This window comes from Sinorhizobium fredii, from assembly GCF_002944405.1.
Lineage (GTDB): Bacteria > Pseudomonadota > Alphaproteobacteria > Rhizobiales > Rhizobiaceae > Sinorhizobium > Sinorhizobium fredii_C.
Genome location: NZ_CP024307.1, coordinates 2,191,843 through 2,214,587 on the forward strand (window position 1 = coordinate 2,191,843; position 22,745 = coordinate 2,214,587).

Annotated in this window: 20 protein-coding genes; 5 read left to right on the forward strand and 15 right to left on the reverse strand. The window is 62.6% G+C overall.

Annotated features, from left to right (window positions below; all coding sequences use genetic code 11):
• Positions 1 to 68 precede the first annotated feature (68 nt).
• Positions 69 to 722: a phytochelatin synthase family protein gene (locus tag NXT3_RS10850; RefSeq protein WP_104839318.1), complete on the forward strand. Its 654-nt coding sequence runs from the start codon at positions 69 to 71 to the stop codon at positions 720 to 722.
• A 10-nt stretch (positions 723 to 732) separates the two neighbouring features.
• Here the strand turns inward: NXT3_RS10850 and NXT3_RS10855 are convergent, their stop codons facing one another.
• Genes NXT3_RS10855 through NXT3_RS10865 form a run of 3 tightly spaced genes read right to left on the reverse strand, consistent with a single transcriptional unit; the run spans position 733 to position 2,850 of the window.
• Positions 733 to 1,128 carry a Fur family transcriptional regulator gene (locus NXT3_RS10855; protein ID WP_037426730.1) on the reverse strand — a complete coding sequence of 132 codons (396 nt, stop codon included), beginning with the start codon at positions 1,126 to 1,128 and terminating at the stop codon, positions 733 to 735.
• Positions 1,128 to 1,949, reverse strand: coding sequence for a zinc ABC transporter permease subunit ZnuB (gene znuB, locus NXT3_RS10860; RefSeq protein ID WP_037426734.1), 822 nt, complete (start codon positions 1,947 to 1,949; stop codon positions 1,128 to 1,130). Before znuB ends, NXT3_RS10855 begins: the two co-directional genes overlap by 1 nt.
• The gene (locus NXT3_RS10865) at positions 1,942 to 2,850 is read right to left on the reverse strand and encodes an ATP-binding cassette domain-containing protein (RefSeq protein WP_104839319.1); all 909 of its coding nucleotides are present in this window, start codon (positions 2,848 to 2,850) and stop codon (positions 1,942 to 1,944) included. Before NXT3_RS10865 ends, znuB begins: the two co-directional genes overlap by 8 nt.
• A gap of 157 nt (positions 2,851 to 3,007) precedes the next feature.
• On the opposite strand from NXT3_RS10865, the gene NXT3_RS10870 reads away from it, so the two are divergent.
• Positions 3,008 to 4,030 carry a zinc ABC transporter substrate-binding protein gene (locus NXT3_RS10870; RefSeq protein ID WP_104839320.1) on the forward strand — a complete coding sequence of 341 codons (1,023 nt, stop codon included), beginning with the start codon at positions 3,008 to 3,010 and terminating at the stop codon, positions 4,028 to 4,030.
• A gap of 98 nt (positions 4,031 to 4,128) precedes the next feature.
• Here the strand turns inward: NXT3_RS10870 and NXT3_RS10875 are convergent, their stop codons facing one another.
• Together NXT3_RS10875 and NXT3_RS10880 are read right to left on the reverse strand one after the other, a co-directional pair.
• Positions 4,129 to 4,500, reverse strand: a complete 372-nt coding sequence (locus NXT3_RS10875) for an RcnB family protein (protein WP_037426751.1) — start codon at positions 4,498 to 4,500, stop codon at positions 4,129 to 4,131.
• A 122-nt stretch (positions 4,501 to 4,622) separates the two neighbouring features.
• Positions 4,623 to 6,251: a glycoside hydrolase family 43 protein gene (locus NXT3_RS10880; RefSeq protein ID WP_104839984.1), complete on the reverse strand. Its 1,629-nt coding sequence runs from the start codon at positions 6,249 to 6,251 to the stop codon at positions 4,623 to 4,625.
• A 315-nt stretch (positions 6,252 to 6,566) separates the two neighbouring features.
• On the opposite strand from NXT3_RS10880, the gene NXT3_RS10885 reads away from it, so the two are divergent.
• Together NXT3_RS10885 and NXT3_RS10890 are read left to right on the forward strand one after the other, a co-directional pair.
• A complete protein-coding gene (locus tag NXT3_RS10885; RefSeq protein ID WP_097538233.1) occupies positions 6,567 to 7,142 on the forward strand; it encodes a TRAP transporter small permease subunit in 576 nt (191 codons plus the stop codon).
• Positions 7,139 to 8,932, forward strand: a complete 1,794-nt coding sequence (locus NXT3_RS10890) for a TRAP transporter large permease (RefSeq protein ID WP_097524932.1) — start codon at positions 7,139 to 7,141, stop codon at positions 8,930 to 8,932. Before NXT3_RS10885 ends, NXT3_RS10890 begins: the two co-directional genes overlap by 4 nt.
• 91 nt (positions 8,933 to 9,023) lie before the next feature.
• On the opposite strand, the gene NXT3_RS10895 is transcribed toward NXT3_RS10890, so the two are convergent.
• The 10 genes from NXT3_RS10895 to NXT3_RS10940 all read right to left on the reverse strand — a co-directional run bounded on the left by NXT3_RS10895 (position 9,024) and on the right by NXT3_RS10940 (position 21,156).
• The gene (locus tag NXT3_RS10895) at positions 9,024 to 9,437 is read right to left on the reverse strand and encodes a cupin domain-containing protein (RefSeq protein WP_104839321.1); all 414 of its coding nucleotides are present in this window, start codon (positions 9,435 to 9,437) and stop codon (positions 9,024 to 9,026) included.
• Positions 9,438 to 9,576: 139 nt separating this feature from the next.
• Positions 9,577 to 10,683 carry a TRAP transporter substrate-binding protein gene (locus tag NXT3_RS10900; RefSeq protein ID WP_097524933.1) on the reverse strand — a complete coding sequence of 369 codons (1,107 nt, stop codon included), beginning with the start codon at positions 10,681 to 10,683 and terminating at the stop codon, positions 9,577 to 9,579.
• Between the two features lie 294 nt (positions 10,684 to 10,977).
• Positions 10,978 to 12,006 (reverse strand): L-glyceraldehyde 3-phosphate reductase, encoded by a 1,029-nt coding sequence (mgrA, locus tag NXT3_RS10905; protein WP_097524934.1) that lies wholly within the window; start codon positions 12,004 to 12,006, stop codon positions 10,978 to 10,980.
• Positions 12,007 to 12,211: 205 nt separating this feature from the next.
• Positions 12,212 to 13,345, reverse strand: coding sequence for a Gfo/Idh/MocA family protein (locus NXT3_RS10910; RefSeq protein WP_097538230.1), 1,134 nt, complete (start codon positions 13,343 to 13,345; stop codon positions 12,212 to 12,214).
• Positions 13,346 to 13,360: 15 nt separating this feature from the next.
• Positions 13,361 to 14,122 carry a sugar phosphate isomerase/epimerase family protein gene (locus tag NXT3_RS10915; RefSeq protein ID WP_097538229.1) on the reverse strand — a complete coding sequence of 254 codons (762 nt, stop codon included), beginning with the start codon at positions 14,120 to 14,122 and terminating at the stop codon, positions 13,361 to 13,363.
• Positions 14,123 to 14,234: 112 nt separating this feature from the next.
• Positions 14,235 to 16,709, reverse strand: a complete 2,475-nt coding sequence (locus NXT3_RS10920; RefSeq protein ID WP_104839985.1) for a beta-mannosidase — start codon at positions 16,707 to 16,709, stop codon at positions 14,235 to 14,237.
• 79 nt (positions 16,710 to 16,788) lie between these two features.
• Positions 16,789 to 17,874 carry an ABC transporter ATP-binding protein gene (locus NXT3_RS10925; protein ID WP_104839322.1) on the reverse strand — a complete coding sequence of 362 codons (1,086 nt, stop codon included), beginning with the start codon at positions 17,872 to 17,874 and terminating at the stop codon, positions 16,789 to 16,791.
• A 6-nt stretch (positions 17,875 to 17,880) separates the two neighbouring features.
• On the reverse strand, positions 17,881 to 18,822 hold the full coding sequence (locus tag NXT3_RS10930; RefSeq protein ID WP_104839323.1) for a carbohydrate ABC transporter permease: 942 nt from the start codon (positions 18,820 to 18,822) through the stop codon (positions 17,881 to 17,883).
• Positions 18,815 to 19,723, reverse strand: coding sequence for a carbohydrate ABC transporter permease (locus NXT3_RS10935; protein ID WP_037426801.1), 909 nt, complete (start codon positions 19,721 to 19,723; stop codon positions 18,815 to 18,817). Before NXT3_RS10935 ends, NXT3_RS10930 begins: the two co-directional genes overlap by 8 nt.
• Before the next feature lie 197 nt (positions 19,724 to 19,920).
• Positions 19,921 to 21,156 (reverse strand): ABC transporter substrate-binding protein, encoded by a 1,236-nt coding sequence (locus tag NXT3_RS10940; RefSeq protein WP_037426803.1) that lies wholly within the window; start codon positions 21,154 to 21,156, stop codon positions 19,921 to 19,923.
• 514 nt (positions 21,157 to 21,670) lie between these two features.
• Here NXT3_RS10940 and NXT3_RS10945 point away from each other — a divergent pair.
• The gene (locus NXT3_RS10945; protein WP_037426813.1) at positions 21,671 to 22,732 is read left to right on the forward strand and encodes a LacI family transcriptional regulator; all 1,062 of its coding nucleotides are present in this window, start codon (positions 21,671 to 21,673) and stop codon (positions 22,730 to 22,732) included.
• The last annotated feature ends 13 nt before the right edge of the window (positions 22,733 to 22,745 follow it).

A 22,745-nucleotide genomic window follows, 5' to 3' on the forward strand; every position in this document is an offset into this window, starting at 1 on the left:
CGACAGCATCGGTAGGCGCGGCTATCGCATTGCGCTATGCTCTGCCACCATTTTCAGAGGTCAGGGCGATGAGGCGTGGAATTCTCGTCGGTGCCGCAATTGGTCTCTCCGTCCTCCTCGGCGGCGTCTATGTCTTGCGCCCAGCCGAGGTTTCGCCGGCTGCGATCCGCGCCTCGGTCGAGCAATCGCCTGACCTGCTGGACCGCGCCTGGAGTCTCCCGGTCGCCCTGAGCTATGGGCGGACACTGACGTGGCAGGCGAACGGCTCCTTCTGCGGCCCGGCGAGCGTCGCCAACCTCTTCCGCTCCATAGGCGAAGAGGAGACCACCGAAACCGAGGTGCTCGAGGGCACCGGCTGGTGCCGGCTCGGCTTCTGCTGGATGGGGCTGACGCTCGACGAGCTTGCCGAGGTGGCGGGCGCCCAGACGGATCGCAATGTCAGCGTGTTGCGGGACCTGACGCCGGAGGAGTTTCGGCGGCATTTGCGGGCGAGCAACGATCCGGCCAAGCGCTATATCGTCAACTTTTCACGAGAGGCGATCTTCGGCGCCGGCGTCGGCCATCACTCGCCGATCGGCGGCTATCTCGAGGCGGAAGATTTGGTTTTCGTCCTGGACGTAAACGAGCGCTTCAAGCCCTGGCTCGTTTCGCGCGAAAAGCTCTATTCGGCGGTGAACACCTTGGACGGCGACCGCAAGCGCGGATTGTTGCTGATCGAATAGATGGACGGCTTCAGGCGCAGCTCTTGCAGTGCCCGCGGATTTCGATCGTGGTCTTCTCGGTCTTGAAGCTCTGGGCGCGAACGAGCGTCGACAGCCGCTGTTCGATCGCCTCGTCGTGGAACTCGGTCACCTGCCCGCAGCCCTCGCAGATCGTGAAGGCAGTCACGCCGTGGTCATGCTCGTGCTCATGCGGGCACGTGCAGGCCACGAAGGCGTTGAGGCTTTCCAGCCGGTGGACGAGGCCGTATTCCAGCAGCTTGTCGAGGGCGCGATAGACCTGGAGCGGCGCCCGGAAGCCGTGGTCCCTGAGCTTGTCGAGGATCGTGTAGGCGCTCATCGGTCCGTCCGAATGAGAGAGCGCGCCCATCACCAGCGACTGGTTTTTCGTCAATTGGGGCGTACCCATCAATGTCCTCCCTGCGAAGAATGCGACGCGCGCCCTGGTCGGCCGACCGGCAGCAGACTGAGCACGAAAAGCGCCAGCGCGGCAACCACGATCGATGGTCCGGAGGGTGTATCCCAGTGCAGCGAGCCAAAAAGCCCGCCGGCGACGGCGAGAGCGCCGATCAGCGAGGCGAGGACCGCCATCACCTCCGGCGAGGTGGCGAAGCGGCGCGCGGTCGCCGCCGGGATGATCAGCAGCGAGGTGATGAGGAGAATGCCGACGATCTTCATGGCAATGGCGATCACCAGCGCCATCAGCAGCATGAAGACGAGCCGCGCCCGTCCCGGCTTCAGTCCCTCGGCCTCTGCAAGCTCCGGATTGACCGTCGAGGCGAGCAAGGGCCGCCAGAGATAGACGAGCGCCAGGATCACCAGGATGCCGCCGCCCCAGATAATGTCGATATCGGCCTCCGAAACGGCGAGGATATCGCCGAAGAGGAAGCCGACGAGGTCGATGCGGACCCAGGTCATGAAGGCGACGATGACCAAGCCGATCGACAGCGCCGAATGCGACAGGATGCCGAGCAGCGCATCCGTCGACAGGGCGCCGCGCCTCTGCAGAAAGAGAAGCAGCAGGGAAACGGCCGAGGCGACGATGAAGACGCTGATCATCAGATTGAGGTCGAGAAGCAGCGATAGCGCCACTCCAAGCAGCGCCGAATGGGCCATCGTGTCGCCGAAATAGGCCATGCGCCGCCAGATGACAAAGCAGCCGAGCGGTCCCGCGACCATGGCGATGCCGATGCCGGCGAGCAGCGCCCGGATGAAGAAATCGTCAAGCATCGCGCTTCTCCGCGGCGTCAAAGCCGTGCAGCCGTGTGTGATGGCCGCAGCCGCAGTCCGGCTCGTGGTCGTGGACGTTTTCGGCCTCGTCATGGTGATGATGGCCATCGCCGGGGAAGCAGCTCTCGGTGATGCTGCCGTCGGCGTGCAGCACCCGCCCGTCCGGCAGATGCGTGTGGTCGTGATGATGGCTGTAGACGGCCAGTGCCCCGGCGGCCCTGCGCCCGAAGAGCTTCAGATATTCCGGGCTTTGGCTGACGGCCCGCGGCGTTCCGCGGCAGCAGACATGGCCATTCAGGCAAACGACAGTATCGGTCTCCGCCATGACGATGTGCAGATCATGCGAGATCAGCAGGATGCCGCAGCCGGTGCGGTTGCGGATCTGCTTGATCAATTCGTAAAGCGCGATCTCGCCGGAAAAGTCGACGCCCTGCACCGGCTCGTCGAGAACGAGAAGATCCGGCTTGCGGGCGATGGCGCGCGCCAGCAGCGCCCGCTGGAATTCGCCCCCCGAAAGATGCTGCACCTCGGCCTTGGCCATATGCAGCATGCCCGTTGAGGCCAGCGCCTCCTCGATCTCCCTGCCCTTCAATGGACCGGTCAGTGTCATCAACCGCTCGACCGTCAGCGGCAGAGTCCAATCGACGGCTAGCTTTTGCGGTACGTAGCCGACCTTGAGACCGGCAAGCCGCGCGACATTCCCTTCGTCGGGCCTCAGCACGCCGATGGCGGTCTTCGCGGTCGTCGATTTCCCCGATCCGTTCGGACCGATGAGCGTGACGATCTCGCCGCGGCTGATCGAGAATTCGACGCCGCGCACCAGCCAGCGCCCATTGCGGCGTACGCCCGCATTGGTAAGGCTGACAAGCGGCGCAATGTCTGGCGATCGGAAATTCAGCATCGAAAAATTCCGTCTTTTCACGGTTGCCTCTGGCTATCGCACACGTTATAGCATAACGCAATGGATGTAATAACATTACATGGCGATGTCGCGCAGTCTTGGAAGCGCGGATTCGCCGGTGCGATTTTAACTTTGAACTGCAAGCTCGGAGAATCCGATGAAATCGACGCCTGCCCTCCTCCTGCTCTCCAACCTACTTCTGTCGTCGCCCGCCTGGGCGGAAGCTCCCAACGTGGTGGTCTCGATCAAGCCGATCCACTCTCTCGTCGCCTCGATCATGCAGGGCGTAGGCGAGCCGTCGTTGATCGTCGAAGGCGCAGCCTCGCCCCATACCTACAATATGAAGCCTTCGAACGCCGCAGCACTGCAGGCGGCAAATCTGGTGTTCTGGGTCGGCCCCGGGCTCGAAATCTTCCTTGAAAAGCCGCTCGAAGCCCTCGGTGGCGGCGCAAAAGTGGTCGAACTCAGCGAGGCGCCCGGCATCGAGAAGCTCAAGTTTCGCGAGGGCGGCGCCTTCGAACCGCACGACGATGGCGACGAGCATGGCGAGGAAGGGCACGGGCACGGCGCCGAGGAAGCCAGCCATGAGGGGCACGATGCCGACGCTCATGGCGCCGCAGCGCAGGAAGCCGAGCACCATCACGGTCACGGCGAAGGCGAATTCGACATGCATCTGTGGCTCGACCCGATGAATGCCAAGGCCATGGCCGCCGAGATCGAGAAGACGATCGCCGACACCGATCCCGCCAATGCCGCGGCCTATAAGGCCAATCTGGAAAAACTGAACCAGAGGCTCGATGGCCTGGATAAGAGCCTCGCCGAGACGGTTGCGCCGATCAAGGACAAGCCCTTCATCGTTTTCCATGATGCCTATCAATATTTTGAGCACCGCTACAAAGTGCGCGTCGCAGGCTCGATCACCGTCAGCCCGGAGGTATTACCGGGCGCGGAGCGGCTTTCCGAGATCCACGCCAAGATCGAGGATCTCGGAGCCACCTGTGTCTTTGCCGAACCGCAATTCGAGCCGAAGCTGGTCAATGTCGTCCTAGAGGGCACGCCGGCCAAGTCCGGCACGCTCGACCCGGAGGCGGCCACTCTTGAGGCAGGCCCGGATCTTTACTTCCAGCTGATGGAGAATGTCGGAACGTCGCTCAAAGACTGCCTTTCTTCGGCCAGCTGACGTCGCCCTCCCGCGGTAGCGAGGGCGGGTTCGCAGGAGCCCGCCTTCTTCATGGCGCCGTCGAGCGCCGAATTCCTCTCGCCCCTCGCATTCACATACTAATGGGCCGAGGCCAAGCCGACGATGACACCCGTAGCAAGGCTGATCAGCAGGAAGTCGTTGTCGACGCGCACCCATTGCTGGCCGCGCGGTGGAGTCCGCAGCCGATAGCGCCGGTAATCCCGGACATAGTCCATATGCCGCCGCTCGGACGGGCTCAGCCTATGGCCGCGCGCCCAACGGTATTTCTTGATGATGACGCGTTTTTCGATGGTCTTTTCGACGCGCTTATCGACATGGCGATCGACCGGCCGGTAGCGATAGCGATCATGCGCCTGTGCAAGCTCGAACGAGGCGCCGGCCGACTGAGCGAACGCCATCGGCGTGGCGAGGAATGAACTGGCGACAAGCGCGATCAAGAGGCGTTTCATAGGGTTTCCTTTCTTTGTCTGCCCCTGGAAACTAGTTCCCGCCTCCTGAACCGAATATGAAGTCGAGATTACATTTATGTAATGATAATCGATGCTTATAAGTACTTTCTTACAAACAAATATCAGATCATAGAACCAAGCGCCTGATAGCGGAACCGGTCGAAATCCGCCGGCATGCCGCTGCCGGACGTGTCGAAGGCGAACATGCCGGCAAAGGCGCCGGTGAAAGAGCCGTGCTCGCCGCGGCCGCCCTCGTCCGAGACGACGCTCGCATCCAGCACAGGGCCGATGGAGGCCCAATCCTCCTCAGCGGTGGTCCGCCAGAAGAATTGGAGTTCGTTTTCCCTCACCTCCATTGCCAGGTGAACCGCGCCGTCCGGCACCGTCACGCCGCTACCGGCCGGATACTGCAGACGCCCATGCGGAAAATCGCCCGGGCATGAGAGGATGGTGACCACACGGCCGAGCGTCTCGTGCCAGGTGACGCCGAGCGCGTGGAACTTGTGGCGGTTATAATAGTGCGTCAGGCCGGCGACCTGCTGGTAGGTATGGGGTGCAAAGTCGACGACAGTCTCGGCTCGGAACGAATGATGCTCCTGGCGCCTCGCCACGAGCGCCTGCTCGAACCAACTGCCGATGCTTTCGCGGCCGAACAGGCGCAAATGCCCTTCGCGCCTTTCCAGCGAGAAGATTCGCTCCGGCAGCGGCGTGCGCAGCCATTGAAACTCCGGCGCAAGGATCGTCTCGTCGAAATCCGTCTCGATGACGGCGGGCTGCGAAAGAACGCTCGTCTCGGCCGGAGCCGGGACGCTCAGCTCCGGCACGATGCCGCTTTCCAGATAGAGCCAACCGTCTTCCCGCCAGACGCACTTCTGCAGGGCCGTCTCGCGACCGAGGGTGCAGCGGCGCTGCGGCGGCAGCGGCCGGCCGCAAAGGTGGGTGTGATAGGCCTGCCCATCCGGCGTCTCGACATACTGACCGTGGCCGGCCCGCTGCAGCGGCGCTTCCGGATGATCCTTCGAGGTTATGAGATGGACCTGCGGGTGCACCTCGTACGGCCCGTCGATCGTCCGCGAGCGCGCCATGGTCACCGCATGGTCGTAGCCCGTCCCCCCTTCCGCCGTGGTCAGGTAATACCATCCGTCGCGCTTGAAGAGATGCGGCCCCTCGACGAGACCGAGCGGACTGCCGGCGAAGATGTTTTTGACGGGACCGACGAGCTTGCGCGTCCGCTCGTCCCATTCCTGCAGCAAGATTCCGTCGAAAGCCGGATGCTTCGGCGCACCGCCAAAACTCTCCGTGCGATGGTTCCACTGCATGTTCAGGAACCACTTGCGGCCGTCGTCATCATGGAAGAGCGACGGATCGAATCCCGAGGAATTGACATAGACGGGATCCGACCAGGTCGCCTCCACCGCTTCCGCGGTGACGATGTAGTTGTGCGCATCCTTGAAGTTGCCGTCGAAGCGCTTCACGTCCGTATAGACCAGCCAGAACAGCCCGTCGCAATAGGAAAGGCACGGGGCCCATATGCCGCAGCTGTCGGGATTGCCGCGCATGTCGAGCTGACTAGCCCGCTCCAGCGGTCGGCGGACGAGACGCCAGTTCACGAGGTCGCGCGAGTGGTGGATCTGCACGCCCGGGAACCACTCGAAGGTGGACGTCGCGATGTAATAGTCGTCGCCAACTCGGCAGATCGAGGGGTCGGGATTGAAGCCCGGCAGGATCGGATTGCGGATCATCGCGGTCATGTCTTGCTCCTCCATCTTTGCGCAGCATCCAGCCCCAAACTCGGCGCCGTTTCAAGGCCTTTCCTGTCCATCCAGCGCATGCGCGGAGGGTGACCGAATCGCCTCCACGAGGGGAACCGCACGCCAATACAGGGCGGTATATCGGGCCTAGCGCCGGAGCTTGAGGCACTCCGAGGGCCTCCCCATGATACTTTCGTACATCCGCCGGCCACGAAATGGAAAAATGGCCGCCCAGACTTGAAAGCAAGCTTGAAATCGGCACTGTGACTGTGCTTGGCAGAACACCAAAAACCAGCCAATGCGGGGAGGTATTCAATGAATCCGTTACTCGGCTTCAGCCGATTGATCGATGCCATTACCGAGAGAATCGGCAAGGCAGTTTCCTGGCTCATACTCGTCGCCGTTCTCGTCAGCGCCGGCAACGCGGTCATCAGAAAAGCTTTCAACGTGTCGTCCAACGCCTGGCTCGAGGCGCAATGGTACCTCTTCGGCGCCGCCTTCATGTTCGCCGCCGCCTATACGCTCAGCCAGAACGAGCACATCCGGATCGATGTCGTCTACGGAATGTTCTCGCGGCGCGTCCAGCATTGGATCGATCTCTTCGGGCACGTCTTCTTCCTGATGCCCTTCGTGGTCCTGATGCTCTACTACCTCGTGCCTTACGTCCGAATGTCCTATGTCTCGGGCGAGGTATCGTCGAGCGCCGGCGGGCTGATCATCTGGCCGGCCAAGGCCATCCTGTTGTTCGGCTTCATTCTCCTCGCCTTGCAGGGCGTCTCGGAAATCATCAAGAAGATTGCCATCATGACCGGCAACATGGACGATCCGACCCCCTACGTACCGACCCACGCGCCGCTTGAAGACCCCGTCGCTCCGGAGGTACGCCCGTGATCGAGCTCATCGCTGAAAACCTGGCGCCGATCATGTTCGCCTCATTGATCGTGTTCCTGCTGCTGGGGTACCCGGTCGCCTTCTCGCTTGCCGCCAACGGCCTGCTGTTCTTCATCATCGGCGTGGAACTGGCGCCGCTTTCGGATTCGATCAATCTCTCCTGGCCGCTGCTCAACGCCCTGCCGGAGCGCTTCTGGGGGGTGATGTCGAACGACACATTGCTTGCCATCCCCTTCTTCACCTTCATGGGGATCGTGCTCGAACGCTCCGGCATGGCCGAGGACCTTCTCGACACGATCGGCCAGCTCTTCGGCCCCGTCCGCGGCGGCCTCGCCTATGCGGTGATCTTCGTCGGCGCGCTGCTTGCGGCAACCACCGGTGTGGTGGCGGCCTCGGTCATCGCCATGGGCCTGATCTCGCTGCCGATCATGCTGCGCTACGGCTATGACCGGCGCATCGCGTCGGGCGTCATCGCCGCCTCCGGCACGCTTGCCCAGATCATCCCGCCGTCGCTTGTGCTGATCGTTCTTGCCGACCAGCTCGGCCGCTCCGTCGGCGACATGTATGCCGGCGCCCTGATCCCGGGTCTCGTGCTGACAGGCCTCTACATGGGCTACATCCTGCTTATGACCTTCCTGAAGCGCGATTCCATGCCGGCGCTGCCGCTGGAAGCGCGTACGCTCGGATCGGGCGTGGCGTCGCTCATCGTCGCGCTACTCGTAGCAGCCGGCATCGCCTATGCGGCGCATGTCTACCTGTCGCCAACCCAGGGCGAAAACGCCGACATTCTCGGCGCGACCGTCGGCGTCGCGATCATCTATGTCGTTGCGCTCGTCGATCGGGCCATGAAGCTCAATGCCCTGTCGCGCCTCGCCCAACAGGTCATCATCGTGCTGATCCCGCCGCTGGCGCTGATCTTTCTCGTGCTCGGCACGATCTTCCTCGGAATCGCGACGCCGACGGAAGGCGGGGCGATGGGTGCAGTCGGCGCGCTGATCATGGCTGCGGCGAAAGGCCGCCTCAACATGGAGGTTATCCGGGCTGCGCTCGCGTCGACCACCCGCCTTTCGGCTTTCGTGCTGTTCATCCTGATCGGCGCTCGCGTCTTCTCGCTAACCTTCTACGGCGTCAACGGGCACCTTTGGGTCGAGCACCTGTTGGTCGGGCTGCCGGGCGGCGAGATCGGCTTCCTGATCGCCGTCAACCTGCTCGTCTTCTTCCTGGCCTTCTTCCTCGACTTCTTCGAGCTCGCCTTCATCATCGTGCCGCTGCTCGCACCGGCGGCGGACAAGCTCGGCATCGATCTGATCTGGTTCGGTGTGCTGCTCGGCATCAACATGCAGACGAGCTTCATGCATCCGCCCTTCGGCTTCGCGCTCTTTTACCTGCGTTCGGTCGCCGCGAGGGTGCCCTATCTCGACAAGGTGACCGGCAAGATGACGCAGCCGGTGACAACCGGCCAAATCTATTGGGGTGCGGTGCCCTTCGTCGGCATCCAGATCGTGATGGTGGCGTTGACGATCCTCTTCCCGCAGATGGTCATGCACTACAAGGGAAGCGGCGCCACGGTCGATCCGTCGACCATCAAGATCGAGGTGCCCGGTTTCGGGACGGGAGGCGGCGGACTGACCCTGCCCGACAACGGCGGCGGCCTCGGCCTTCCGGGCGGCCTGCAACTCCCCGGTGGCAGCCCGCTCGACCAGAAGCCCGCTGATCAGAACGGCGGCGCACAGCCGCAGCCGCAGACCGCGCCTTCGAACGATCTCAGTCAGCCGCCGTCGTTCAAATAGAGCAAGAATCGGCTCGAAATGCATCGGGCGGCCCCGACCACGGCCGCCCGTTTTCTTTGTGGCTTACGCTCCCGACAAGAAAACCCGGTTCCTAATCCAGCCGCTTTGCCGGATTGTCGCGATACCAGTCGACGATCATGGGCATCATCTCTTCGAAGGGGCCACCCACGAAAACGTTGAGCAGGCCCATGCGGGCCGCGCTCTCGTTCTTGAAATCATGCATCGTTCCACGCGGGATGACGCAAAGCGACCCCTTCGCCATCTGGTGCCAGGTGTCGCCCACTAGGATGCTGGCCGTGCCCTCGATCACATAGAAGATCTCGTCGTTGTCATCGTGCTTGTGGGCACCCGGCCCTTCATGCCGTGCGTCCAGCCACCACTCCGAGACCGAAAAGCGGTCCTTGGTCTCCGTTCCATCGGCTTTGAAGACGGCCTGTATCGCACCCATGTCGTAGCGCCGCCCCTCTCCGGGGCCGAGCGCGATCGATTGGCTTTCGCTCGGCATTACGCATCCTCCTTGCGCGTTGAGGCGGCAACCCTACCACGAAACCACTGGACAATCGCCGGTCGACGTCCGGCAATAAGAAAGCCGCCCGCGACCAAGGTTGCGAGCGGCTGGTTGCAGTCAGGAACAGAGGTTAAGCTCAGACCTTGCCGTTGCGCTGCTGGATCATCATGAAGGTGTCGTAGTTGTATTCGGCGATCTGGGCGTTCAGGTAGTATTCGGCGCGGAACGCCTTGATCGAATCCCAGATCTTCTTGAAGGTCGGATTCGACGCTTCCATCTCCGCATAGACCTTGTTCGCCTCGTCGAAGCAGGCCGACAGGATTTCCGGGCTGAATGGACTCAGCTTGGCGCCGGCCGCAACCAGGCGCTTGATCGCCGACGGGTTCAGGAAATCGTACTTCTGCAGCATGTTCGCGTCTGTCGCCTGGCAGGCGGTGCGCAGCAGCGATTGATAGGCCTTAGGCAGACCGTCATAGGCCGCCTTGTTGAACATGGCGTGCACCGTCGGACCACCTTCCCACCAACCGGGATAGTAGTAATACGGCGCCACCTTGTAGAAACCGAGCTTCTCGTCGTCATAAGGGCCGACCCACTCGGCGGCATCGATCGTGCCCTTCTCGAGGGCCGGGTAGATGTCGCCGCCGGCGAGCTGCTGCGGCACCACGCCGAGGCGCTCCATGACCTTGCCGGCGAAGCCGCCGACGCGCATCTTCAGCCCCTTCATGTCGGCGACGGTCTTGATTTCCTTGCGGAACCAGCCGCCCATCTGGACGCCGGTATTGCCGTTCGGGAAGCCGACCAGGCCTTGCCCGCCGAGGAATTCGTTGAACAGGTCAATGCCGCCGCCGTGATAGTGCCAGGCGTTCATGCCGCGCGCGTTGAGCGCGAAGGGCACGGCAGCGCCGAGCGCCCAGGTCGGGTCCTTGCCCCAGTAATAGTATGCGACGGTGTGGCACGCTTCCACGGTGCCGGCCGCGGCCGCATCGGCGGCCTGCAGCCCCGGGACGATTTCGCCCGCTGCGAAGACCTGGATCTGGAAGTTGCCGTCGGTCGCCTCGGACACGTATTTCGACAGGACTTCCCCGCCGCCGTAGATCGTATCCAGCGACTTCGGGAACGACGACGTCAAACGCCAGGTCACTTTCGGATTGCTTTGCGCGATGGCCGGCGATGCGAGCGCTGACGCGGCAGCCGCACCGAGGCCGCCCAAGCTCGCGTTTTTAATGAATGAACGGCGATCCATAGTTCCTCCCTGGTTCCCGCCTGGCGATCGACGCTGTCGACTGTCAACGCCCCCGCCTATCGAGGCTTCCTCGATCCATTTCGGGTGATCGAAAGCGCCTTGTTTCTCCTCGTTTGCCGCCCGGCACGCGTTGCAAAAAGCACTGCGCAAACCGGACAACAGCAACGCACCTTACATAAACGCAATCCCATGTCCAGCGGCGGCATCGAGCCGCCGCCCCCTACTTTTGTACAGGCTTGGGAAACTATGTCCGATGGCCGTAAATTCAAGGCAAATCAAGGCATTCCGGTGCAATCAGCGTTCGGCTGACGAAGCCCAGAGATTGATGTCGGCTTCACGGGCGTAGAGGTCGATCTCCGCCAGTTCCTCGGCCGTGAAGGCGTCGTTATCGAGCGCCCTGACGCAATCGACGATCTGCTCGGAGCGGCTCGCGCCGATCAGCGCCGAGGTGATGCGCCCGCCGCGCAACACCCAGGCAAGCGCCATCTGCGCCAGCGTCTGGCCGCGCCCTTCGGCGATCGCGTTCAACTTGCGAATGTTGTCGGTGATCGCCGGACGAATGAAGTCCTTCTTGAGGAAGTGGTTCTGGGCGGCGCGGCTGTCCTGCGGGATTCCGCTCAGATATTTCGTCGTCAGCATCCCTTGGGCGAGCGGTGAGAAGACGATTGAGCCGATGCCGAGCTCTTCAAGCGTGTCGACAAGCCCGTCGTCTTCGACCCAGCGGTTTAGCATGGAATAGCTCGGCTGGTGGATGAGGCATGGCGTGCCGAGTTCCTTGAGGATCGCTGCCGCCTCGCGGGTGCGCTGCGAATTGTAGGAGGATATGCCGACATAAAGCGCCCTGCCCGAGCGGACGATGTGGTCGAGCGCGCCGCAGGTCTCCTCGAGCGGCGTGTCCGGATCGAAGCGGTGGGAATAGAAGATGTCGACATAGTCGAGCCCCAAGCGCTTCAGGCTCTGGTCGCAGGAGGCGATCAGATATTTGCGGCTGCCCCATTCGCCATAGGGACCCGGCCACATGTCGTATCCTGCCTTGGAGGAGATGATCAGCTCGTCGCGCAGACCGGCGAAATCGGTCCTGAGGATTTCGCCGAAGGCCGTCTCGGCCGAACCGGCCGGCGGACCGTAATTATTGGCGAGATCGAAATGGGTGATGCCGAGGTCGAAAGCCGTCCGGCACATGTCGATCTTGCGCTCATGCGGCGTGTCGCCGCCGAAATTGTGCCACAGCCCCAGTGAAATCGCCGGCAGCTTCAGCCCGCTCCGGCCGCAGCGGTTGTACTTCATCTTCTCGTATCGGTTTTCCGCCGGTTGCCAGGCCATGGCTATGCTCCTCAATTGCGTCGGGTGCTTTGAATACCCCTCCCCAACCCCTCCCCACAAGGGGGAGGGGCAAGTCGTGCCCGCTGCGATCACGTGCGATTTCCAATTGCGTGACTTGCGTAAAGGTCGAGAGGGCGGTGGAAACGGTCCGGCCGAGAAGCCCCTCCCCCTTGTGGGGAGGGGTTGGGGAGGGGTTTGTTCGGCCTCACCGCAGCAACGCCTGCGCCTCCCCGATGCCGAGCGCTGCGGGCTGGGTGCAGGTCGTGGACAGAGTCACGAAGCGGCCCTCCTCGCCCGATTTCAAAATTGACACCATGACGTCGACGGCGTGAAGGGCACGATCGAGCGAGCAACGGGCATCACGGCCGGTCAGAATGGCGTCTGCCAGGTCGGCGAGGCCGGCCGTGCGATAGTTGGCGATCGGGCCGAGCGGATGCTCCCAGTTGTCGACGGCGAACGGGTGCTCCCACATCGTGAGCGGCTGGATCTCCTTGTCCTGGCCGCTGGCCTCGACCGTGCCGCCGAAGAAATTCGGATCCGGTACGAACAACGAGCCTTCGGTGCCGTAGAGCTCCATATTGGCGTGGCGGTGCGACCAGACGTCCCAGCTTGCTGAAAGAGTGATTGTCGCGCCGTTGTGGAATTCGAGCAGCGCGTGGATGTTGGTCGGCGTCTTGACCGGGATCACCTCGCCCTTCCGAGGCTCGCTGGTGATCGTGCGGGTCTGGCTCGCCATCGAGGAAAGTGCTGCGACGCGCTTCACCGGTCCGATGAGATTGACGAGATTGGCGATGTAATAGGGCCCGAGGTCGAGCACCGGCCCGCCGCCCGGCAGGAAGAAGAAGTCCGGATTCGGATGCCACATCTCCATGCCCGGGCTCATCACATGGCAGGTCCCCGATGTGACCCGACCGATCTTGCCCGCGTCGATATGGGCACGGGCGAGCTGGTGCGCGCCGCCGAGGAAGGTGTCCGGCGCCGAGCCGACCATCAGCCCCTTCGCTTTTGCGATTGCCCGCAGTTCCTCGCCCTGCTCGAGCGTGAGCACCAGCGGCTTCTCCGAATAGACGTGCTTGCCGGATTCGAGGATTGCCTTCGAAACCGGGAAATGCGCGTCCGGGATCGTCAGGTTGACGACGATGTCTATCTCCGGATTGACAAGCATCGCCTCGATGCTTTGCGCCGTCACGTCGAATTCAGCGGCACGCGCCTCGGCGGCGGCCGGATTGATATCGGCGCAGGAGATGACCCTGATGCCCTTGAAGAGCGGCGCGAGCTTGAAATAGGTGGTTGAAATATTGCCGCATCCGATGATGCCGACGCCCAGTTCTTTTGCCATGGAAATATCCGCTTCTCAGTAGGATTGAATGGAAGCCAGCGAGCGCTTGGCGAAGCGCCGGAAGTCGCTGGGATTGTCGTGTTCGGCGATGAAGTATTTGGCCGAGGTCCTGGAGAGCGCCTGGATGAGCGCCTTCCAGTCGAGCGTGCCCTGCCCGACATCCGCCCAGCCGTCTTCGCTTGCATTCTCGCCCTTCGGCGCGATGTCCTTGACGTGGACGGCGGTGATGCGGCTGCCGTATTTCGAGATCCAGGCAAAGGGATCGGCATCGCCGCGCACGATCCAGGCGATGTCGGCCTCCCAGGAGAGTTCCGGTCCGCCGGCAAAAATCAGGTCGAGCGGCACCGAACCGTCCGCAAGCGGATGGAACTCGAAGTCGTGATTGTGCCAGCCGAAGTCGAGCCCCGCCTCGCGGAACGGCTTGCCCGCAGTTTGCAGCCGCGCTCCGAAGGCGCGCCAGCCGGCCGCATCGGTCGGGCGCTGGTCGGGCATCAGATAGGGGCAATAGACGGCGCGGATGCCGAGCGCCTTGGCGATCTTCAGGACCCGCTCCGGATCCGACTCGAGCATGTCGAGCCCGAAATGGGCGGTCGGCATGGAGAGGCCGTGGCGATCGAGACCGCTCTTGAAGCCGGCAATCTCGCCGTCGCTAAGCGACGCGTAGAGCGCACCGTAGCCCTCGACCTGCGTGTAGCCGGCATCACCGAGAGCGGAGAGCACCTCGGCAAGCGGCGGGAAGTTGCGGGCGCTATAGAGCTGGAAGCTGACGTCTTTCATTGAGAATCTCCTCGTGGGACTTGCGGGAAGGATTGCTGGAAAAAAGAGATAACGACCGCCCATACGTCGGACGCGGAGCCGCGGGCCATTTGCCGGAATACGCCTCACTCACTCACCCTTTTCCCTGGCAGGATTCGAGATCGCAGGCGGCGAAGCGCGGCAGAGCGCCCTCGGCGAGCCGGGTTCTTGGTGTAAAGCGAATGGTCTTGGATTGGCCCGCCGTCAGGTCGAAGGCATTATCGGAATAGCGGCCCTCGACATCGGCCTCGAGCATGACATGCAGCGCGAGACCGGTCGCGGTCGCAGTGACGTCGAAACTGCTGTCCGGCCGCGATGCCGCTTCGAGCGACAGCCCGGACGGCGCGAGTTCGAGCGCCTTGTAGGTGCCGTGGACGTAGTGCCCCTCCCCGCGCATGCCGTTGGAGACCTCGAAGGACCAGAAGAGCAGCGTATCCCGGGGAATGTCGGTTGCGGCGATGCTCACGAGCGTCGCCGCGCGGTCCGACGAGCAGGATCCCATGGCGGCCATCAATGGACGGCGGCTGCCGTCGAGCGCAACGAGGAAAGCCTCGAGCTCGATCGTCACCGGCTCGGGTGTATCGTTCACCACTGAGAAGGCGATCTCCCGGCCATCCACCGAAGGAATGGCTGCGACGGCGACCGGCTGGAAGAAGCGGCGCGCCATGTAATGCATGGCCTTCCAATGGCCGCCATAGTCGAGGCTCGACCAGGAGGCGACCGGCCAGGTGTCGTTGAGCTGCCAGTAAAGCGTTCCCATGCAATGGGGCTTCAGCGAGCGCCAGTAGTCGACGGCCGTGCGGATCGCCAGGCCCTGCTGGATCTGGCTCAGATAGACGAAGCTTGGAAAATCCTTGGGAAAGCGGAAATAGCGGAACATGGTCCCGGCGATCCGCTCGTTGCCGCCGGCATTCTTCTGATGTGCCTCCATGACCGGCGAGGCGATGTTGAGGTCGCCCGCCTCGGCGAACTGCCGGATCACCGGCATCGACGTATAGGACTGGAAGCCAAATTCCGAGCAGAAGCGCGGCCGCACGGTGCGATAATTGTCGAAGGACTTGTTCTCGTGCCAGACGGACCAGTAGTGCATGTCGCCGGCGCCATCCGCATGCCAGGCATCGCCGAAATTGAGATATCCGGCCGACGGACTCGACGGCCACCAGATCGCCTCCGGCGAGGCGGCCTTGAGCGCAGTCTCCACCGTGCGGTTCAGCCGGTCATAGGAAACCAGGTAGCGGTCGCGATCCTTGCGGCTTTCCTCGAACCAGGTCAGCGCTCCGACCAGTTCGTTGTCTCCGCACCAGAGCGCAATCGACGGATGGGACTGAAGCCTTTTGACCTGATACTCGACTTCCGCGGCAACGTTTTCGAGAAAGTCAGCCGTCGAGGGATAGAGATTGCAGGCGAACATGAAGTCCTGCCAGACGAGCAGGCCGAGGCGGTCGCAGCGATCGTAGAACCAATCCGGCTCGTAGAAGCCGCCGCCCCAGACGCGGATCATGTTCATGTTGGCTTCGACTGCAGAGCGCAACAGGTCCTCGACACCCTGCGGCGTCACGCGGGACGTCAGCGCATCCGCCGGTATCCAGTTGGCGCCGCGGCAGAAAATCTCGCGGCCGTTGACGCGGAACGCAAAGCGGCTGCCGGCTTCGTCCTGGTCGGTGACAAGTTCGAGCGTCCGAAAGCCGATCTGCCGCGTGACGCTCTCCTCGGGCGTTTCCACCTTGAGGATCGAGAGCACCTGCTCGCCGCTGCCGGCCGGCCACCAGCGCCTGGGTTCCGCCACGTTGAACACATGGGTGATGCGGGTTTCGCCTGCGGCAACGCTGCAGTCCAGGCGCTCGCGCAGGCCGTCGAGTTCGAAATGGATCGGCAGGATGCCCGGATCGCCGGCATAGAGCTCCACGGTCACCTGCAGGTCGACAGACCCATCATCGAGCCAGACCTGGCGTGTCGTCACATGTTCGATGCGCGCCGTCTCAAGCCGGCAGAGCGCCGGCGAGCCGTAGACGCCGAGCGGCGCGATGGCGATGTTCCAATCCCAGCCGAAATGGCATTGCGGCTTGCGCAGCGTGTTGCCGTTGGCGATCGGCGAGTTGCCGTCGTGATAGGGCACGTAAAACGGCTGCTCCGCCTGGCGCCGGGCACCTTCGGCGATCGAGGAATGCAGCACGAGGCGGATCCGGTTCTCTCCGGCGACAAGTGCCTGCGACACATCGGGGCGATGGCGGCGGAAGCAATTGTCCGCCTGCAAGACGAGGCGATCGTTGACGAAGACCGAGGCGACCGTGTCGATGCTCTCGAAATCGAGATACCAGTGTCCCTCGAGATCGCTCGCGTCGATGGCGACCGTGCGCTCGAGCACCCAGTCCTTGTACGCCACCCATTGGACGTCCGCCTCGTTCCGGCCGTGATAGGGGTCGGCAATGATGCCGGCGCGCTGCAGCGCGCTGTGCACGTCGCCCGGCAGCGCGATCGTCAGGGCATGGCTGTTGTCGGCCGAAGCGAGCAGCCAGTCGCCGGAAAGATCGATGCGGATCGGGTCACGGTTGTTGATCTCGGAAGGCATTCCCACAGTCCATTCATTGGCCGGTGATTTCGCGCCGGCTTTCATCCGATGAGACGTCACCGGCCTATCGGATGTTCGGTCAAAGTCGGTTTTCGCTGGCTGCGTCGAAAATCGAGGCGACGGCCATGTCGAAGGAGAGGCGCACCGTGCTGCCCGGTGGGTAGCGCCGCTGGCCGGCGATCCGCACCGACATGGATTGGCCGGCAAGCCTCAGCCAAAGGAGGTTGTCGGCGCCCATCGGCTCCTCGATGTCGACCGTCGCGGGGTGCGCCTCGTGCCCTTCCGTCGCCTCGTCGACCTTGACGTGTTCGGGCCTCAGGCCGAGGACCACCTTCTGGCCAGGGTGAAGCCTCGTGCGTGCCGGATAGGCGGTGACGTCGAAGGCAACGCCGTCGACCCGAACGAAACTGCGGCCGTCCTTCGCCTCCAGCTCGCCGCGGAAGAAGTTCATCGACGGCGAGCCGATGAAGCCGGCAACGAAGAGGTTCTCTGGGGCGTTGTAGATGGTCATCGGATCGGCGAGCTGCTGGATGACCCCGCTCTTCATCACGGCGATGCGGTCGGCGAGCGTCAGCGCTTCGATCTGATCGTGCGTGACGTAGATCATCGTGTTCTTCAGCGACTGGTGCAGCCGCTTGATCTCGACCCGCAATTCGGAGCGCAGCTTGGCGTCCAGGTTCGACAGCGGCTCGTCGAAGAGGAAGACGTCGACGTCGCGCACCAGCGCCCGGCCGATCGCCACGCGCTGGCGCTGGCCGCCGGAGAGCTCCGAGGGTTTCCGCTTCAGCAGCGGCTGGATCTGCAGGATTTCCGCGGCGCGCTTCACGCGCTTGTCGATTTCCGCATGCGGAATTTTGGCGACCTGCAAGCCGAAGGAAAGGTTCTTCTCGACGGACATCTGCGGATAGAGCGCATAGGACTGGAACACCATGCCGATGCCCCGATCCTTGGGCTCCTCCCAGGTCACATTGCGGTCCTTGATGAAGATCTGTCCATCGGACACGTCGAGCAGGCCGGCGATGCAGTTCAGCAGCGTCGACTTTCCGCAGCCTGACGAACCGAGCAGGACGAGGAACTCGCCATGGTCGATGTCGAGATTGAGCCTGTCGAGAACCGTGACGGCGCCGAAATTCAGTGACAGATCCCTGACGGAAACACTTGTCATCCTTGCTTATCCTTTCACTGCACCGGCCGCGATGCCGCGGACAAAGAGCCGACCGGAGACGAAATAGACGACGAGCGGAACGGCTCCCGTCAAAACCGTCGCTGCCATGTTGACGTTGTATTCCTTCACGCCCTGGACCGAATTGACGATGTTGTTGAGCTGGACGGTCATCGGGTAGTACTCGGGCCGCGTGAACACGACGCCGAACAGGAAGTCGTTCCAGATGCCGGTGACCTGCAGGATCATCGCCACCACGAAGATCGGGAGCGACATCGGCAGCATGATCTTGAAGTAGATCGTCCAGAACCCGGCACCATCGACCCGCGCCGCCTTGAAGAGCTCTTCCGGCAGTCCCGCGAAGTAGTTGCGGAACAGGAGGGTCAGGATCGGCATGCCGAAGATCGTATGCACGATGACAAGTCCGGTCAGCGTGCCATAGACGCCCATTTCACGAAGCACGATCACGATCGGATAGATCATCACCTGGTATGGGATGAAGGCGCCGATGACCAGGATGGTGAAGAAGAGCTCCGCCCCCTTGAAGCGCCAGTTCGCCAGCGCATAGCCGTTCACCGAGGCAACCGCGATCGAGATGATCACCGAAGGCAGGGTGATGCGGACCGAATTCCAGAAGCCGCGGGAGAGCCCGTCGCAATTGAGCCCCGTGCAGGCCTCCGCCCAAGCCTTCACCCAGGGTTCGAAGGTGATTTCGAGCGGCGGCGCGAAGATGTTGCCGACGCGGATTTCCGGCATGCCTTTGAGCGACGTCACGATCATCACGTAGAGCGGCAGCAAGTAGTAAAGGGCCACGACGATCAAGGTGCCGTAGACGATGATGTTGCGCCGCGATAGCCGGCGGCGCGGCTTGCGGCCGCTCGGGCCCTTTTCGATCCGCCCGGTTGCCGTTTCATGGGCAGTGAGCGTGCTGTTGCTGGCAATGTTATCCACGCTTGCGGCCTCCTCCGAATTCCAGATACGCCCACGGCACGATGATGATGGCGACGGTGATCAGCATCATGGTGGAGGCGGCGAAGCCCTGGCCGAGGTTCTGGGCCTGGAACATGTAGTCGTAGACGTATTTGGCCGGCACCTCCGACGCGATGCCGGGGCCGCCGCTCGTTTGCGCCACGACGAGGTCGTAGACCTTGACGATGCCGCTCGCGATGATCACCAGGGTGGTGATGAAAACGCCGCGCATCATCGGGATGATGATCAGCACATAGGTCTTCCACATTGGGATGCCGTCGACCCGCGCGGCCTTCCAGATGTCCTCGTCGATGCCGCGTAAGCCCGCGAGCATCAGACACATGACGAGACCCGTGCCCTGCCAGAGCGCGGCGATCAGGATGCCGTAGATGACGATATCGGCATCGTAGAGCGGGTCGAAGGAGAAGCTTGTCCAGCCGAGCGACCGAACGATCGACTGGATGCCGAATTGTGGATTGAGAAGCCACTGCCAGACCAGCCCGGTCACGATGAAGGACAGGGCGAAGGGATAGAGCATGATCGTTCGGAAGGTATTCTCGAAGCGGATTTTCTGGTCCATCAGCGCCGCGAGCACGAAGCCGATCACCAGGCTGAAGACCAGCGAGAAGAAGCCGTAGACCGCAAGGTTCTGGATGGAGATGATCCAGCGCGGCGCCGCCCACAGCCGCTCGTACTGGTCGAGGCCGACGAAGGAGAGACGCGGCAGCAATTTCGAGTTGGTGAACGAGTAGACGACAGTCCAGATCGTGCCGCCGAGGAAGATGACCACGGCTGTCAGGATCATCGGAATCGAGGCGATCTTCGCATTCAGGTTACGCAGCCACTGGTTCGGTCTGCCCGAACCACGTGTTAGAGCCGTCATGTTTCCTCCTCCGGAACTGCGACAATGTCTGGCGGCGGGCGGCACCGGCGACCAGCAAGCCGCCGAACTTCAACGCCGACCACGGACGTGGCCCCTGCCCTTGACTGCAACGACCGACCCCGCGTCAGCGGCATCCGGGCACGGCGGCAGGCCGGGCGACGGCCTCGCGCAGCAGCGAGGCCGTCAGCAAGCCGCGATCAGTCCGCTGCGGCGATGATTTCGGCGAAGCGCTTCTGAGCGTCTTCCGGCGTCATCGACGGGTTTGCGAAGAACTCGGAGAAGAGGTCTTCCTTCTGCTTCTGACTGTCGGCCGACAGCAGCTGGTCGGTGCCCTGGATCACGTTGCCCTTAGCGAGGATTTCCAGCCCCTTCTTCATGCAGTCGTTGGCGGTTGCGAGGTCCACGTCGCCGCGCACCGGCAGCGAGCCCTTCTTCAGATTGAAAGCGACCTGTGTCTTCGGATTGAGGAGCGTCGATGCCAGCACTTCCTGCGCCTTCGACTTTTCCTCATCCTCGAGCAGCGGAAAATAGAAGGCATCGCCGCCGGTCGAGATCACTTCGTTCACGCCAAGACCCGGAAGGCACGTATAGTCGACTCCGGCCTTCTGGCCCGCCACCTGGAACTCGCCCTGGGCCCAGTCACCCATGATCTGGCCGCCGGCCTTGCCGGTGATGACAAGGTTCGTCGCCTGGTTCCAGTCCTGAACATTGGTGCCTTTCGACAGGCGGCGTGCATCGTCGGCCGCCTTGAAGACCTTGGCGATCTCCGGTCCGGCTGCGACTTCCTCATCCTTCTTGGCAAAGACTTGCTCGAACACGTCCTTGCCGGCAATCGCCACCATCAGCACGTCGAACGCACCGGCCGCCTGCCACGGCTGACCGCCGACGGCAAGCGGTATGATGCCGGCCTTTTCAAGCGCCGGCCCGGCCGCAACGAATTCGTCCCAGTTCTTCGGCACCGGCACACCGGCCTGCTTGAAGGCAGCATTCGAAAGCCACAGCCATTGCCAGGAATGGATGTTGACGGGCGCGCAATAGATCTTGCCTTCGATCGTGCAGGAGTCGAGCAGGCTGGCCGGCTTGACGATTTCCTTCCAGTTTTCGCGCGTAGCGACATCGGTCAGGTCGCGCATCAACCCGGCCTCGACCAGTTCCTCGGCCTGACGGCCATGGTTGAACTGAGTCGCGCCCATCGGGTCGCCGCCGGTGATGCGGCTGATCATGATCGGCCGCGCCGTGCCGCCGGAGCCGGCGATCGCACCATCAACCCATTTGTTGCCGGTCGCGTCGAATGCCTTCGCAAGTTCGGCGACCGCGGCAGCTTCGCCGCCGGACGTCCACCAATGCGTGACCTCCAGATCGGTGGCCTGAGCCAGGCCGAACGGCAGGACCACGGTTGCGGCCAAAGCGCCGGCCAAAGAACGTAATTTCATGAGTCTCCTCCCTCACTGTAACGTTACCGTAAAAAACTTAGTTCAATCCAATTGCCGACGCAACACCCACAACGGATAATTCAAATTTATTATTTTGATACTTCCTTTGGTTGTATTCTGCGGCCCGGCAAATGGCTTCAATCGGCCATACCAAGCTGCCGCAGCGCTTCAGAAATCATCCTTTAAGTGCCTGCGATGCATAATTTAATTCGACGTGTTGCGATGCGCATCACCAATGGAGTGTCCGCGAACGCAGCATGACGCTGCACGCACTCCTAATTCAACTCACCGTTTACGCCCTTCGCAGCGCAACAACAAAAAGGCTCGACATCACTACTGTATCGTTACAGATTTCAAGATACGATTTCGCCTCGCCCCGATATGGTGCGTTCGGGCAAATCGTATATAACGCCCCTACGGGCTAAGGAGACGGGCTATCGCGAGCGGCCACCGCGGGGTGCGGCTGGGAACGGCGACCTTGAAGGTCCGAACGAGCGGGCTTTGCGTGATGGGCATGGAAGACAGGACGAGAAACAGGCCAGCGGCAGCGCCGCCAACGGAGGGCGGCAGGCCGACATTGAAGACGATCGCCTTCATGACCGGGCTCGGCATCACAACCGTTTCCCGCGCGCTGAAGGACGCGCCCGACATCGGCGCCGAGACCAAGGAGCGGGTGCGCCTGGTCGCCAAGCAGATCGGCTATCAGCCGAACCGCGCAGGCGTCCGCCTCAGGACCGGCAAGACGAATGTCATCAGCCTTGTGCTGACGCTCGAGGAAGAGATCATGGGCATCACCAGCCCGATGGTCATCGGCATCACCGAGATCCTCGCCGGCACGCCGTATCATCTCGTCGTCACGCCCTATAGTTCCTCCAAGGATCCGCTCGGGCCGATCCGCTACATTCTCGATACCGGCGCTGCCGACGGCGTGATCATCTCTCGAATGGAGCCGAACGATCCACGCGTGACGCTGCTCACCGAGCGTCAATTTCCCTTCGCGACACATGGCCGGACCGAAATGGGGATCGCCCATCCCTATCACGACTTCGACAACGGACGCTTCGCGTATGAGGCGGTGCGCAGGCTTGTCGAGCGCGGCAGGCGCCGGCTGGTGCTCCTGGAACCGCCGCCGCACCTCACCTTCCATTCCCACATGCGCACCGGCTTCGAGCACGGTCTCAAGGATTTCGGCGCGGAGTCGGTGAGCTTCCATCAGGTCAACATCGACTACAGCCTCGTCGCCATCCGCGACGCTTTCGAGAAGCTGATGGGCTCTTCGGACGCCCCCGACGGGATCGTCTCCGGCAGCGGCTCGGGTGCCATTGCGCTGATTGCCGGCATCGAGGCGGCGCGCAAGAAGCTCGGCGAGGACGCAGACATGGTCTCCAAGGTCCCGAGCGACTTCCTGCGCTGGCTGCGCCCGGAAGTGATGACCATGTACGAGGATATCCGGGTCGCCGGACGCGAACTCGCCAAGGCGGTCATCGGCCGCATCGAGGGAAGCCCTCCCGAAACGCTTCAAAGCCTCAGCCAGCCCGAATTCCAGCCGCCGATGCAGAGATCGCCGGAAGTTTAGACTAGGTCGGTCG

What these genes read in the sequence shown, in the direction of transcription:
- NXT3_RS10895 (WP_104839321.1), bottom strand. Translation starts at nt 9,437, where the DNA reads ATGCCGAGCGAAAGCCAATCGATCGCGCTCGGCCCCGGAGAGGGGCGG.
- NXT3_RS10910 (WP_097538230.1), bottom strand. Translation starts at nt 13,345, where the DNA reads ATGGCAAAAGAACTGGGCGTCGGCATCATCGGATGCGGCAATATTTCA.
- NXT3_RS10900 (WP_097524933.1), bottom strand. Translation starts at nt 10,683, where the DNA reads ATGGATCGCCGTTCATTCATTAAAAACGCGAGCTTGGGCGGCCTCGGT.
- NXT3_RS10865 (WP_104839319.1), bottom strand. Translation starts at nt 2,850, where the DNA reads ATGCTGAATTTCCGATCGCCAGACATTGCGCCGCTTGTCAGCCTTACC.
- znuB (WP_037426734.1), bottom strand. Translation starts at nt 1,949, where the DNA reads ATGCTTGACGATTTCTTCATCCGGGCGCTGCTCGCCGGCATCGGCATC.
- NXT3_RS10880 (WP_104839984.1), bottom strand. Translation starts at nt 6,251, where the DNA reads ATGACCGCGATGATCCGCAATCCGATCCTGCCGGGCTTCAATCCCGAC.
- NXT3_RS10940 (WP_037426803.1), bottom strand. Translation starts at nt 21,156, where the DNA reads ATGAAATTACGTTCTTTGGCCGGCGCTTTGGCCGCAACCGTGGTCCTG.
- NXT3_RS10915 (WP_097538229.1), bottom strand. Translation starts at nt 14,122, where the DNA reads ATGAAAGACGTCAGCTTCCAGCTCTATAGCGCCCGCAACTTCCCGCCG.
- NXT3_RS10925 (WP_104839322.1), bottom strand. Translation starts at nt 17,874, where the DNA reads ATGACAAGTGTTTCCGTCAGGGATCTGTCACTGAATTTCGGCGCCGTC.
- NXT3_RS10850 (WP_104839318.1), top strand. Translation starts at nt 69, where the DNA reads ATGAGGCGTGGAATTCTCGTCGGTGCCGCAATTGGTCTCTCCGTCCTC.
- NXT3_RS10855 (WP_037426730.1), bottom strand. Translation starts at nt 1,128, where the DNA reads ATGGGTACGCCCCAATTGACGAAAAACCAGTCGCTGGTGATGGGCGCG.
- NXT3_RS10885 (WP_097538233.1), top strand. Translation starts at nt 6,567, where the DNA reads ATGAATCCGTTACTCGGCTTCAGCCGATTGATCGATGCCATTACCGAG.
- NXT3_RS10870 (WP_104839320.1), top strand. Translation starts at nt 3,008, where the DNA reads ATGAAATCGACGCCTGCCCTCCTCCTGCTCTCCAACCTACTTCTGTCG.
- mgrA (WP_097524934.1), bottom strand. Translation starts at nt 12,006, where the DNA reads ATGGCCTGGCAACCGGCGGAAAACCGATACGAGAAGATGAAGTACAAC.
- NXT3_RS10945 (WP_037426813.1), top strand. Translation starts at nt 21,671, where the DNA reads ATGGAAGACAGGACGAGAAACAGGCCAGCGGCAGCGCCGCCAACGGAG.
- NXT3_RS10920 (WP_104839985.1), bottom strand. Translation starts at nt 16,709, where the DNA reads ATGCCTTCCGAGATCAACAACCGTGACCCGATCCGCATCGATCTTTCC.
- NXT3_RS10875 (WP_037426751.1), bottom strand. Translation starts at nt 4,500, where the DNA reads ATGAAACGCCTCTTGATCGCGCTTGTCGCCAGTTCATTCCTCGCCACG.
- NXT3_RS10935 (WP_037426801.1), bottom strand. Translation starts at nt 19,723, where the DNA reads ATGACGGCTCTAACACGTGGTTCGGGCAGACCGAACCAGTGGCTGCGT.